The organism is uncultured Bacteroides sp. (assembly GCF_905207245.1).
In the GTDB taxonomy this organism is placed as follows: domain Bacteria; phylum Bacteroidota; class Bacteroidia; order Bacteroidales; family Bacteroidaceae; genus Bacteroides.
In genome coordinates this window covers 1-12,670 of the sequence record NZ_CAJLKP010000015.1, presented here as the reverse complement: position 1 = coordinate 12,670, position 12,670 = coordinate 1, and the positions used below count along the sequence as shown (strand labels likewise).

Genomic DNA, 12,670 nt, shown 5'->3' with positions numbered 1-12,670 from the left:
TCACAAGATGAAAAGGATTGTAAAAACGGGGTATATATTGGTTAGATGAGAGATTTGTTCTTTTTCGTGATAAACAAGTGACAGAGAAAATGCCAGACTCCTCCTTTCTCAAGCATCATGTTCTCATAATCTTTCATTATTTTCTTATATAACGCGAGAATTTCATTGGTATAATTCATCATCTTTTCAAAATTCTCTTCCAACTCTGCTTCCCGTTGGGTATGATGATAATTTATTTCTAATAAATCGTCGTTGATTTTTTCTAAGCGCGCTTTCTCTTGATAAAGCCAACTCAAATGCTCTTTTTGCACTCTCTCCATAATGGCATCGTCAGGACAAGACTTTAGTGAGTTAAATTCAAGAGCCTTATCAAGCTCGTCAGTATCTACTAACGGATTCTCGTCTTCGTAAGGTTCTGTGCCTATAGAAGAGCATGTCAGATAACGTAACCTAATCCATTCCCGGATTTGCTCTTTCGGTATGCCATATTTCTCAGCTACTGACTTTGTAGATAACCAATTAGCCATATAGTGTTTGATTATAAGTTTAAAATCAACCCTATACGGCTATAATGGCTTTATATTATAAAGGTACGGGGCATTACTCAATCCCTGTTAGTAGGTATGTGGATACCCTGAACCACGGAAGAGTAAGCCCGTACCAATAACTGATACAGGCTACGCTCGTCCGATGGTTCATTAAATTTCCACATTTTACTAACATCGGAAGAGGACATGTATATATACAAGATACATCATGTCGCACGTTCAGTTGCAAAGATACGTCTTTTTTCACATTTAACAACGAAATCATGGATTTGTTTCTCCATTTTGCGTAACTTTTCTGTTTAGTAGCACTTAAAAAAATAACTTGGTACTATGATCTTTCTGAGGCTGTAGTGTTCTGTAATGATAATCTACGAGTGGAGGGCAAATTAGTGTATGCTCCCATTTACATGGTGATGTTCCTTGAAAAGAGCAATGTGGCACCAGCTTATTCCACGGAGGGATAAATGCGCATCATCTTTGGAATGTATCAACTGTATTTCTTGAAAGTTTGAAGTATACTTAAAACTTTTCTTTATCTTTGTAGAAGTTTGAAGTATACTTAAAACTTTTAGCATATGGAATTTCCTAAGACACTGATTAAAAGAAATGGCTATATAGAAAGAAATCCCTCAAAGTGATGTTTATAGAATTAATGCAGAAATAGGATACTGGATTGGCGAACAATATTGGAGAAATGGATATGCAACAGAAGCTGTTAAACAATTAGTTGCACTAGCTTTTAATCAATTAGGCATCAATAGAAATGTATGTAAATATTTTTTTTTGAGTATAATGTCGCATCAATGAGGGTATTAGAGAAAATTGGATTTGAGAAAGAGGCAATTATTAAATTGTCCGTCATAAAAGAAGGACGAATATTTAATGAATACATATATAGCATTATGAATATATGAAAGATGAAGCAATAAAACATATAATTAGCAGGTGTAATCTAAATGAAATAGTTGATATACTGTCCGATAAATTGAGTGGTTCAGAGTTAAACTCTTTGCTATTAGAGGTGTTTGACAGGCGTATCACCAAAGAAACACCATCTTCCTTATTGAGTAAATACAGTAAAAACAAATTGGCTAAACCTGCACAATTAGATTTTCTGGAATTTAAAGAGGAAGAATTGGAATGCTGTAAAATAATTGCGAATAACAACTATGAATTAATTGAGTTATCCCCTGTTGCTCAATTAGGTACAAGTAGTGTAATGGCAACAGTAAATCAAAAAAAAGTTCTTACAGCACTAAGAAACACGGAAGTTCAGTCCGACCCAACAAATGCAATAGCTTTGCATTATGCTTCATTAAAGAAAAGTAATGAACTGTCTGATAAAACATATAATTTTGGTAATGTATCAAGAGTTATAAGAACTCAGGTTTTCTCAAACCCAAATTTTACACCTCATTTTCCTCTTTTGTGCCTAATCTCGTGCGGAATGGATACGGGTAGTTTTGAATTTGAAAGAACTGAATTACATAAACATTTAACCATAACACAGAAGGTCTGCAAAGAAGTCTTTGGGTTTGAAAATGTATTCTTTGAAATTATACCCTGCAAAGGATATGATGAAAAAAGTCAATTGGTATCAGATATCTTATTTTATACTAAAAATAGCGGTTTGGATATTCGTATTGCCAAATCAGATTCACATAATAATTATTACTACGGCATTAGAATTAAAGCTAAGATTATTATTGATGGGGTAGAACATGAAATAGGTGATGGAGGATTACTTAACTGGACTCAAAACTTATTGGCAAATAAAAAAGAACGTATGCTCACAATGGGGATAGGGATACAATTATTGCACTTGTTTAAGAAACAAAAATGTTGAAATCTAAAGTTGTTGTGTTGCTGTCGCATGTTGCACCTCAAAAAGTAGACACTGGAAGGTAGAAAAAAGATAAGTCTTGCTTTGGTTTTAGTACAGGAAAATAAGATTTTTCCTTTGGTTTTAGTCTGAAAAATGCATCTTTTTGCTTTGGTTTTAGTATTTATGTCTTATCTTTGTGCTGATTACTAATGATTTATATATGTTTCAGAGATTAGCACTTAAAGCCCTTCATCAATGGGCAGAAAAAGAAGGACGTAAGCCTCTGGTGCTTAGAGGGGCAAGACAAGTGGGAAAGACTACATTGGTCAAGATATTTGCAGAAGAGTTTGATGTATTCATCAATTTGAATCTGGAAGAGAAGGTAAATGCCGCCTTGTTTACTATGGAAGTTTCCTTTGAAGATTTATTGGCGGGTATTTATGCTAAAGCTGGTATTAAGATGGAGAATCAACGGACCCTGATTTTCATAGATGAAATACAAAATGTTCCGGATGCCGTAAAGGTTCTTCGTTACTTTTATGAGAAACGTCCTGATCTCTATGTGATAGCTGCCGGATCATTGTTGGAAAGTCTCGTAGGTAACCATATTTCTTTTCCGGTAGGTCGTGTAGAATATATGGCGTTACATCCATGTACGTTTACTGAATTTCTGGGAGCATTGGGAGAGAATATTCTGGTGGAGCAAATAGAACAGTTGGAAGTGCCGCAGTCAGTACATAGTTATGTGATGGATTTATTTAAAAAGTATATGATTGTGGGAGGGCTTCCTGAAGCTGTGGCGAATTATGCCAAACGGAAAGACTGGGTGAGTTTGAATGAGATATTTAATTCTTTATTGTCCGGCTACAAAGATGATATTGAAAAGTATGCACAACGTCCTAAAGAGCAAGATATCCTTCGCTATATTCTAAATTATGGCTGGGGATTGGCCGGGCAACGCTTCCAGTTCTCCAAATTCTGTAGTTCTTCCTATAAGTCGGCAGAAATGGGTAATGCGTTCAGAACTTTGGAGAAAACTCTTTTGTTGGAACTGGTCTATCCATTGATTTCCACTTCATTTCCTATTCTTCCGGATTTGAAAAGAAGTCCGAAATTGTTGTGGTTGGACACTGGATTGGTTAATTATGTGGCTGGAATGCAGGAGAGTTTGTTGTTCACTTCTGATACAGATGAATTATGGAATGGACATATTGCTGAACAGGTAGTAGGACAGGAATTGTTGGGGGCTTCTTTTGCCTTTGGAGTCAAACGCATGTTTTGGGTTCGCGATGCCCGTAATTCACAAGCGGAGGTGGACTTTGTATATAAATATAAATCACATTTGATACCTGTTGAGGTGAAGACGGGGGATAATTCTAAGCTGCGTTCTTTGCATCAGTATATGGATGAGTCCCAAGAGGACATTGCTTTACGTCTATGGAACGGACCCTTGACTTCCGATTTGATACGTTTGCCTTCCGGCAAACAATACACATTATATAATGTGCCATTTTACTATGCCGGACAACTGGAAACCTTTTTCAATAATAAGTTTGCATAGTTTGTCAGCACTTCAGCACAACTCCATTTAATCTATTGAAACAGAAACGGTTGCCTTGTGATGGCAACCGTTGTGATAAGTGACGGCAAACCGTTTGTCGTCACACTGAAAAATAAATTATTATAACTTTTCTACCCGGTATACAATGCCTTTGCAAGTTCGCTTATATTCCAGGTTATTCTTCCGTAATATCCTTCCGAAGTGATTTACACGTTTCCATTCTTCCATTTCATTCAGTGCTTTGCTGAGGGTTGTTTCAAACAATAATGTGAAGGTCTGCGAGGTTTCGTAACCCGGTTTCAGTCTTGACAATGGGTTCTTTTCCGTCAGTTGGCGTTGCCGGAAAGTTTCTTCGCCGGGCATACCGAAGGGCTGCTCAAGGCAGAAAGGAATGGCTTGCCGGTTGAAGTAGGGATATGCATCAAGCGTCATGCGGCAGCTTTGCGTCATAGAAGGCTCTCGCAGCGTGATGGGAAACGGCAATATGGGCTGGTAGCATTGCACGGCCATGCGGTAGGCATGTGCGTGAAAAGACTCCATGTTTTCTTCTTTCACCGGTAAATTTCCGTCCGGCAGGGCGAATTTCACCCAGATTTTCACACTCCGTCCGCTGCTTCCGGCAAAAGCCGCCCAGGTTTGCGGTAACAAAGCCGCCTGCCGTTTCACCAGTTCCACTTCGGACAATCCGGCCAAATGGTTTACCTCCAACATCACTACGCCATTGTAGTGTTTCAGTTTTCGCCCGTTGTCTCTGCTTCTTCCGAATTCCACGGAGGGATAAATGCGCGGTAACTTGTCGATGTGTTCATAGTATCCTCCGCTGTCAGGATTTGTGTAAAGGAGCATGGAGCGCAATCTTGTGACGTGTTCCTCTTTGGTTTCTGTTTTTATCCGGTCTATCCACGCGTCAGCTTCGCAGGTGCTGAGGGTTTCTTTTCCACTCTCCCGGTCTTCTCTGATAAGAGTTATTTTCATCCGTATATGTGTTTTGAAAAAATTGAGCAATAAGGGTTATTCCTTAGCGGCCGCAAGGTACGCATAATATGCGCTGAAAACAAATTATAAATGCCTATTATGATTCTATTTATCCTTAAATGCTGTCGTCCTAAATGCATGAGAAAAATTAACGAATTCTTAAGGGAAAACTTGCTTTTGCCTTATTGATTTCGTATCTTTGCTTACTCTAAAACTTCGTCCTGCAATTGCGGGCCCGACGGTTTCGATATGGGAACCGGACAGCCCGCAACTGCCCACCGGATAGCCCGCAATTGCAGGACGAAGTTTTGGAGTAAGCATAAGAACATTTAACCTAAGCCAAAAGCACAAAAACGACAGACTATCTGCACATTTTTCTGCCTTGTTTTGGCTTTCAATCACTAAAGAAGAACAGTATTAACCCTTTAAACAAAAACAAAAAACAATGGCAGCACAGTATGACTTCCAAAGACGGCCTAACCCGAAGGGTGATGGCGAATTACAACCCTTGTATCCCCGCATCGTGAATAAAGGTACGACCGGGTATCGTATTATTTATCCGAAGGACATCATGTTCGGTTGGGTAATATGGGATACTTCTCGGCAGGCCTGAAGGGGTGTCCGGTGATGGACCCGAAAGAAATCCATGCGCAGACTATCTTTTTCGGCAAAGTACATTTCCGCGTATCACCCGATTTTCGCAAGCGGTGTGCCGGTTTTATAGAGCGTGCCAAATATGGTTTCCGTAAGAGTGCGGAGCTTGGCGGTGCCGAGCGTTACCGCCGTTTACTGGTGTTTTTGGAGACGCATCCCTTCATTACCCGCAAAGATTACAGCAGTATCACGGGACTTTTGAAGAATAAAGCGCTGAATGACCTCAATTTGCTTGTGGAAAAGGGATATTTGAGCACAATCGGGCGTGGTTCGCATAAAGTGTATGTACGTGCTGAACCACAGGAATTTAAACCGGAAAACATGTAGATATATAGAAAAAAACAGTGCTGATAAACCGTTTGTCAGCACTAATCACAACGGTTGTCATCACAAGGCAACCGTTTGTTTTATTGTATATTAGCTGTCTTAGTGCTGGAGTGCTGACAACTATTGAAAAACTTTCATTGTATAGAAATTCCTTGGAAGAGACGTTCACTTACCTGCTTGCTTAAGATTGAATTCGAGGCATAGTAGAAAAAGTCATATCTGCAAAAATAATTGTTTCTGTGTAATTAAGAAAGGCGTTTTATATAAGAAATTAGTTTTCGATTCTACCTCAACAAGAACTTTTACTATCTTTGTATCGTTATGTGCGCCATAAAGCAAGAGGTTTAATAATAAAGAATAGCAGGAGGACTAAAGATGGACCCATTGGAATACATAGTACCCGACAGAAAACGCATCCCTTACGGTATGATGAACTTCGCAGACATTCGTCTCGACAATTATTATTATGTGGATAAGACCCGTTTCATCCCTATGATAGAGCAGGCGGACCGTTTCTTTTTCTTCATTCGCCCACGCCGTTTCGGCAAGAGTCTCACACTGAATCTGCTGCAACACTACTACGATGTGCGTACCCGCGACAAGTTCGAGGCCCTGTTCGGTGACCTTTACATCGGGCAGCATCCCACGCCGGACCGCAACAGCTATCTCGTACTTTATCTCAATTTCTCCGGCATCACCGGCGAACTGAATAATTACCGTAAGGGATTGGATGCGCATTGCGGCATTACTTTTGAGAACTTTTGCAAGAAATATGCCGACCTTCTGCCGCAAGACACTTTGGAAGGGCTGCGTGCAGTGAGTGGGGCCGTGGAGCAATTAGATTACCTTTATCAGGCTTGCGAGCGTGCCGGACAGAAGATGTATCTCTTTATCGATGAGTATGACCACTTCACAAATGCTATTCTCGCTGACCCCGAAAGCCTGCACCGTTACACCAATGAGACGCACGGCGAAGGTTACCTGCGCGCCTTCTTCAACAAGGTGAAGGCGGGAACCTATTCCAGCATCAAGCGTTGTTTTATCACAGGAGTAAGTCCTGTGACGATGGACGACCTCACCAGTGGCTTCAATATAGGCACCAACTATTCCCTCACATCGAAATTTAACCAGATGATGGGATTTACGGAAGAGGAAGTGCGCGAGATGCTGACCTACTATTCCACAAACAGTCCTTTTAAACATAGTGTAGACGAGCTGATAGAGATAATGAAGCCGTGGTATGATAACTACTGCTTCGCACAGGAAAGCTACGGTGAAACCACGATGTACAACTCTAACATGGTGCTCTATTTCGTGAAGAACTACATTGACAATGGGAAAGCACCGCTCGACATGGTAGAAGACAACATCCGTATCGACTACGAAAAGTTGCGCATGCTCATCCGCAAGGACAAGGAGTTTGCTCATGATGCCTCCGTCATCCAGACCCTTGTGAGCCAGGGCTTCATTACCGGTGAACTGAAAAAAGGTTTCCCCGCTACCGGTATCACCAATCCCGATAATTTCGTGAGCCTGCTCTATTATTTCGGTATGCTCACCATCAGCGGTATGCACCGGGGAAAAACGAAACTAACCATCCCCAACCTGGTGGTTCAGGAACAACTTTATACCTATCTCTTGAACACCTACAACGAAGCTGACCTCAGTTTCAGCAGTTATGAAAAGAGCGAACTCGCCAGCCAGCTCGCTTACGACGGCAACTGGAAAGCCTATTTCGACTACATCGCCGACTGCCTGAAGACCTACGCCTCGCAGCGCGACAAACAGAAAGGCGAGTTTTTCGTCCACGGTTTCACCCTTGCCATGACCGCACAGAACCGTTTCTACCGTCCCGTCTCCGAGCAGGACACGCAGGCAGGTTATGTCGACATCTTCCTCTGCCCGATGCTGGATATCTATTCCGACATGGAGCACAGTTATATTGTAGAATTGAAGTATGCCAAGTACAAAGATCCCGAAAGCCGCGTGGAGGAACTACGCCAAGAAGCCATCGCCCAAGCTAACCGCTATGCTGATACGGATACAGTGAAGCGTGCCATCGGCAGCACCCGGTTGCACAAGATAGTGGTGGTGTATAAAGGGATGGAAATGTGGGTGTGCGAGGAAGTTGTTTAATAGTTCTCCTGTTTATCCGTTTCATCTATAAAAACTTCCTATTGGTCGATTTTCTTGCTGGCGGGATTAAACTGTTTCATGTGAAAAGAGTCATAGATGCATATTTGGTGAATTCAATGAAAATATAACTCACTTTTAAATGCATTAGAATTATGAAGAAGCAAATTTTAAGTTTGGCCGTTGTTCTGTTTATGGGCTCGGCAGTATGTATGGCGCAGGATAACAGAGGTGGACGTCCTGACATGTCAAAGCGCATCGAACAGATGGTAACTGACCTGGGACTGAATGAGACTCAGGCTAAAGAATTCAAGGCAGTAATGGAGGAAATGAGACCAAACAGAGATGCTTCGGGCGAAAGACCTTCACGCGAGGAAATGGAGAAGAAGCGTAATGAGGCAGATGCGAAACTCAAAAAGATTCTGACCGACGAACAGTATAAGAAGTATCAGAGCATGAGACCTCAGAGAGGACAGAGAAGAGGGAAATGAGTTTAATGAAAAATGAGGAATGAAGAATGAAAAATTTTGCTGCGCTATGTAAATATGCCTCGCAAGGTGAGACTTCATTCCTCATTAAACTTTATTTCCGGAATGTCACCTCTTCCGTATGTTCGCCCACAAAGATGCGTGCCATATCTCCGGTCTTATACCATTTAGGCTTATTGGGCATGTCATCATAAATCACTTCACCATTTATTTGCAAGTTCTCAAAACGAATGTTTTTCACTTTCCGTTCCTTGTCATAGCCGATAATCATGGAAACTTCCGCATTCTTTCCCGTGTAGGAGATGTCCTTAAACAAAATGTCTTCAATGCCTCTGCCGGGGGCTGTGCAGTACTTCTCGTTAAAAAAGATGCGCAGGTTAACCAGTTGTCCTTGCCTGAAATCCTCAATCCGGATATTCTCAAAACGTACGTTACGGATCAGGTTGTTATCTCCCGCATTGATGGCGAGGCAACCTTGATAATCCAATTGTTTCTCTTTATGATCCAGAATATCTATATTGATATAATTCAGGTTTTCCAGAACTTCAGGATTCTTTGTGTTTCCATGGATACCGATGAATATGGGGTGTGCCACGTCCGCCCAAAGGGTGGAGTTCTGCATGGTGATATTCTTGCAGCCGCCGGTGAAGCCCATACGAGTGCCGTAGACTGTGGTGCAATCGTCGGAATTGCGGCAGAATACACCGTCATAGAGTACGTTGTTGCTGGCGAAGACATTCAGTCCATCGCCCCAACCGTAGGAACTGATGACTTTTACATTCCGTATCGTCACGCCGTCTGAGCCTCCGGTGGGACACTGGGTACTGATTACACCTTCTATCGTTACATTCTTGGAATTGACAATGCGAAGTCCGGCCCAGCGGTCGGGAATCACGATTCCTCTTCCCAATATTTTCACATCCTGTGCATTGACTACCTGGATAAGACCTTTCACTACTGCACCTCCTGCCACATAGACAGTTTTACCGGATGGTACATTTAGCGTGTCACCCGGGAAAGTATGTATGCCCGGACCGAAATAAATCAGATTCTTATCTTTTATTTTCTTAGGTTTATTCTCATCTATCGGATTGGCGAACAGATGAAGATTATGGAAAATATCTCCATTCACTTCTACCGACAAGTTACGCGGACGATCCAGTTTGAAGGTCATGGTGCTGCCGGATATGGAAGGAGTGATTTGGTAAGAGAGTGGACGAACGCGCCCTGTCTGAATAGTGCCATGGTTGAAGGTTACCGATACTTCCACTTCACCGGAGAAGTCGAAATAGCTCATGGAGGCTTTTTCTACCTGATGTTTAGTACCGCGCACTTCATCTACTTTAACCATGTAGGTATCTACCGGTTTCCAGTCTTTTCCTGCTTCCCTTACCTGAACGGTGAAGTCGTTCATGAGTTCGGCTCCTTCCGGTGCAGGATAGGTTACTAATTGGTTCTGAGAATTTGCATTGTGGGTGGTACCCAACAGGATGCTTGTAATAATTATAAATCTGCTTAGTTTCATTTTTATGGTATTATGTTTTGGTTATTCAAAGATACGAATGATGATGGAAATATATTCAATACGATAAGGGAGAATAAGTTATAATAATAGAAGGTGCCCGTGATGACACCCTCTAAATAGACTTTATGGAATATCAATTAAAATACAAATATAGATATTATTGCTGGACAGGTATACTAAACCTTTCATTTCTTGTTCCAAAATATACATCTACATCAATATAACCATATTGGTCTACATCTGTTTTATATAATTTGATATTTCCACTGTAATCATATTTTCGACCATTTATCCAAAATTCAAAATTAGGATTCACTGAAGAATAACATAACGGACCGTTGTCTTCCAAATAAACTAATTGAGCATTCAATTCACTTTCTTCATTAAAATTCAATTTGAAATTGGAGGTTCCGCTTGACTCTATGATAAGATATTGAGATTCAGAATTACAACACAATATTCCATAAGAAGATGAAGGATAACAATTATATGTAATAAAAGAAACTGGCATATTAGAAAGAATAACATTATACTTGTTATTTCTAATTGTTGCAGTCAATGTATATTGCTGCAGTCGGTAATTGGGATACCAATTCGTTAAAGTTAAATCTTGATCTATAAACTCTCTTGTTTCTGTTTTGGTGTCCATTGCATAAAAAGTATTTGAATATTCGCAATTGACACTCCAATGGTCAATTGAATATTCCGGATGCAAACCTCTCACTGTATATACGGCATTATTTTCAAAAGTTGTATTACCTTCTATTTTAAAATTCATATGATAAGAATACATATTCCAGCCTGCTAACCAATCGTCTTTAGATAAAGTTCTTTGTACACCTTTATAAGAAGGATACATTACAGCAGAATAATCGTTTGAATGACCAATACAAAGAACATGACCAATTTCATGAAGTGCCACGCTCATTAAGTCATGTGTATTTCCAGTAGTGTCAAACGAATAATTCTCATTAAAATGAAGTTGTTGTTTTACAACAATATGAGTATTTCTATTATAAGTTGTAACAGTATGTGCCAATGCACTAGCATCAAAAGAACAATTATCTTCATGAGGAGAATTTCTGAACCAACCAATTTCAATATCTGCATCTTTCTTTGAATTAACTTCGTAAAATGATACATCTAGATCCCTGCTCCATTCCCAGAGAGCAGCCTGCACAGCACTTCGAGCAGCCAAAGCGTCTATTTGTGAGGAGTTATTGAGAAAATAATACTTAAACAATTTCTTATTCCAACGATAATCATTCAGTATATATCGCAAGTTGGTATCATAGATAACCCTTGTTTCATACTCCGTAGAATCATTTTTGTTACTATATATAGCCGATCTTGTTGCTGGTTGGTTTCCTTCTAACAAGAAGTCACTTTCATTGTTACATGCACTAATCATTGTTGCTAATAATAGCAAAATAAGCCCCTTTAATTTATAATGTTTCATTCTATAAAGATTTTAAATTAATAAATATAGCCTGCAATCAATCATTTAAGAATAATTGCAGGCATGGTTGAAACTGTATCTTATTTCTCTTCTTTAATAGCTATGCTATTCAGAAGTATTAGATAGCATTTCTTGTTTGTTGCAGCTCCGGCAGGACGGTAATCCGTTTTCATGCCTGTGCCGCCAAAAACGACATCTGTTACATTCCCTAAGGCTTTTACTTTGTCCTGATCTACCTTGCGGTCTACCATGAAGATGCAAGTTTCATAATTAAGCGTATCGGCTTTTATATATTCATCCAATACATACATGCCGGATGCATCGTCTAAAGAAACACGTGCCGTACGGTTACTGACTGTTACAAAATCTTGAGAACTAACGTTGGGATCGCCCACTTCATCATCATCGCAAGATGCCAGAAACGGCAACATAAGCATTAATGCCAGAATATATTTTAAAATTTTCATAAAGCTATTCTTTTTAATAAATATATTATTCAAGTTTAATTCACACTATCACCACCCCGGGTTCTGCTTCAGATTTGTATTCAGACGCATCTGATCCAGAGGAAGAGGGGTCAGATAATCACGCTGTATAAAGTTCAAAGTAGTCGGGTCATTGGCTATTGAACGACCATAATCAGGGTCATTTTTACCGGTTCCTTCGTAAATACCATACCTCAAAGGATATTTCTCGGGATAGTAGCAAGGCTCACCGAAATATTGGGCGCTATTAGCCTTTTCAGTTTCGTAAGCAGTACCTAATACATAGTGTCCCAGCTTCTGACCAACCAGATTGATGTGCGCAATGCCCCAACGTTTCAAGTCGTCCATGCGATGACCTTCACCGAAGAGTTCGCAAGCACGTTCGCGGCGGATCTCGTCCAACATATTCATCTTTTTGCAGACTGTCTTATTCTGTTCGTAATCCCAATAGCCTGCATCCCATACATTGGCAATCAAAGCATTGGTCAGCGGTGCTACACGGGCACGGGCGCGATTCTTATTGATAGAGAAATCTAGGTCCTCGTCGGAGATATTTCCACCATTCAGTTCGCAAGTAGCTTCGGCATAGATGCAATGTACTTCGGCCAGACGGAGATTGGGATAGTCGGCAGATTCTGTATTACTCGGACGGTTGGCACCCTCAATCAGATACTTACGGCTGGCATAGCC

The 12,670-nt window shown here is 40.5% G+C and carries 10 protein-coding genes and 2 pseudogenes; 6 read left to right on the top strand and 6 right to left on the bottom strand.

Annotated features, from left to right (window positions below):
* Window positions 1-41: 41 nt before the first annotated feature.
* Window positions 42-527 (bottom strand): hypothetical protein, encoded by a 486-nt coding sequence (locus QZ135_RS06895; RefSeq protein ID WP_294607108.1) that lies wholly within the window; start codon window positions 525-527, stop codon window positions 42-44.
* 645 nt (window positions 528-1,172) lie between these two features.
* Here QZ135_RS06895 and QZ135_RS24895 point away from each other — a divergent pair.
* The 3 genes from QZ135_RS24895 (at window position 1,173) to QZ135_RS06885 (ending at window position 3,934) form a co-directional block, all read left to right on the top strand.
* Window positions 1,173-1,355: a GNAT family N-acetyltransferase gene (locus tag QZ135_RS24895; RefSeq protein ID WP_365978585.1), complete on the top strand. Its 183-nt coding sequence runs from the start codon at window positions 1,173-1,175 to the stop codon at window positions 1,353-1,355.
* A gap of 103 nt (window positions 1,356-1,458) precedes the next feature.
* Window positions 1,459-2,394 (top strand): hypothetical protein, encoded by a 936-nt coding sequence (locus QZ135_RS06890; RefSeq protein ID WP_294607106.1) that lies wholly within the window; start codon window positions 1,459-1,461, stop codon window positions 2,392-2,394.
* A gap of 199 nt (window positions 2,395-2,593) precedes the next feature.
* Window positions 2,594-3,934, top strand: coding sequence for an AAA family ATPase (locus tag QZ135_RS06885; protein WP_294607104.1), 1,341 nt, complete (start codon window positions 2,594-2,596; stop codon window positions 3,932-3,934).
* 210 nt (window positions 3,935-4,144) lie between these two features.
* Here QZ135_RS06885 and QZ135_RS06880 read toward each other — a convergent pair.
* Window positions 4,145-4,909, bottom strand: a pseudogene (locus QZ135_RS06880) (BT4734/BF3469 family protein); the annotation flags it as partial.
* A 445-nt stretch (window positions 4,910-5,354) separates the two neighbouring features.
* Between QZ135_RS06880 and QZ135_RS06875 the strand changes: the two are divergent.
* The 3 genes and pseudogenes from QZ135_RS06875 (at window position 5,355) to QZ135_RS06865 (ending at window position 8,514) form a co-directional block, all read left to right on the top strand.
* A pseudogene (locus QZ135_RS06875) lies at window positions 5,355-5,890 on the top strand (DNA-binding protein).
* Between the two features lie 375 nt (window positions 5,891-6,265).
* Window positions 6,266-8,026, top strand: coding sequence for an AAA family ATPase (locus QZ135_RS06870; RefSeq protein ID WP_294607102.1), 1,761 nt, complete (start codon window positions 6,266-6,268; stop codon window positions 8,024-8,026).
* A gap of 152 nt (window positions 8,027-8,178) precedes the next feature.
* Window positions 8,179-8,514, top strand: a complete 336-nt coding sequence (locus QZ135_RS06865) for a Spy/CpxP family protein refolding chaperone (RefSeq protein WP_294607100.1) — start codon at window positions 8,179-8,181, stop codon at window positions 8,512-8,514.
* A gap of 91 nt (window positions 8,515-8,605) precedes the next feature.
* Here QZ135_RS06865 and QZ135_RS06860 read toward each other — a convergent pair whose 3' ends face one another.
* The 4 genes from QZ135_RS06860 to QZ135_RS06845 form a co-directional block, all read right to left on the bottom strand.
* Complete coding sequence (locus tag QZ135_RS06860) at window positions 8,606-10,036, bottom strand: glycosyl hydrolase family 28 protein (protein WP_294607098.1); 1,431 nt, start codon at window positions 10,034-10,036, stop codon at window positions 8,606-8,608.
* Window positions 10,037-10,193: 157 nt separating this feature from the next.
* Window positions 10,194-11,495, bottom strand: coding sequence for a matrixin family metalloprotease (locus QZ135_RS06855; RefSeq protein ID WP_294607096.1), 1,302 nt, complete (start codon window positions 11,493-11,495; stop codon window positions 10,194-10,196).
* 80 nt (window positions 11,496-11,575) lie between these two features.
* On the bottom strand, window positions 11,576-11,962 hold the full coding sequence (locus QZ135_RS06850; protein ID WP_294607094.1) for a hypothetical protein: 387 nt from the start codon (window positions 11,960-11,962) through the stop codon (window positions 11,576-11,578).
* Window positions 11,963-12,010: 48 nt separating this feature from the next.
* Window positions 12,011-12,670: RagB/SusD family nutrient uptake outer membrane protein (locus tag QZ135_RS06845; protein WP_294607092.1), on the bottom strand; the 660-nt coding region annotated here is incomplete at its 5' end.

Bases quoted from the DNA above. Each gene is read 5' to 3' on its own strand.
- QZ135_RS06860 (WP_294607098.1), bottom strand. From the start codon at position 10,036: ATGAAACTAAGCAGATTTATAATTATTACAAGCATCCTGTTGGGTACC.
- QZ135_RS06890 (WP_294607106.1), top strand. From the start codon at position 1,459: ATGAAAGATGAAGCAATAAAACATATAATTAGCAGGTGTAATCTAAAT.
- QZ135_RS06865 (WP_294607100.1), top strand. From the start codon at position 8,179: ATGAAGAAGCAAATTTTAAGTTTGGCCGTTGTTCTGTTTATGGGCTCG.
- QZ135_RS06870 (WP_294607102.1), top strand. From the start codon at position 6,266: ATGGACCCATTGGAATACATAGTACCCGACAGAAAACGCATCCCTTAC.
- QZ135_RS06895 (WP_294607108.1), bottom strand. From the start codon at position 527: ATGGCTAATTGGTTATCTACAAAGTCAGTAGCTGAGAAATATGGCATA.
- QZ135_RS06850 (WP_294607094.1), bottom strand. From the start codon at position 11,962: ATGAAAATTTTAAAATATATTCTGGCATTAATGCTTATGTTGCCGTTT.
- QZ135_RS06885 (WP_294607104.1), top strand. From the start codon at position 2,594: ATGTTTCAGAGATTAGCACTTAAAGCCCTTCATCAATGGGCAGAAAAA.
- QZ135_RS06855 (WP_294607096.1), bottom strand. From the start codon at position 11,495: ATGAAACATTATAAATTAAAGGGGCTTATTTTGCTATTATTAGCAACA.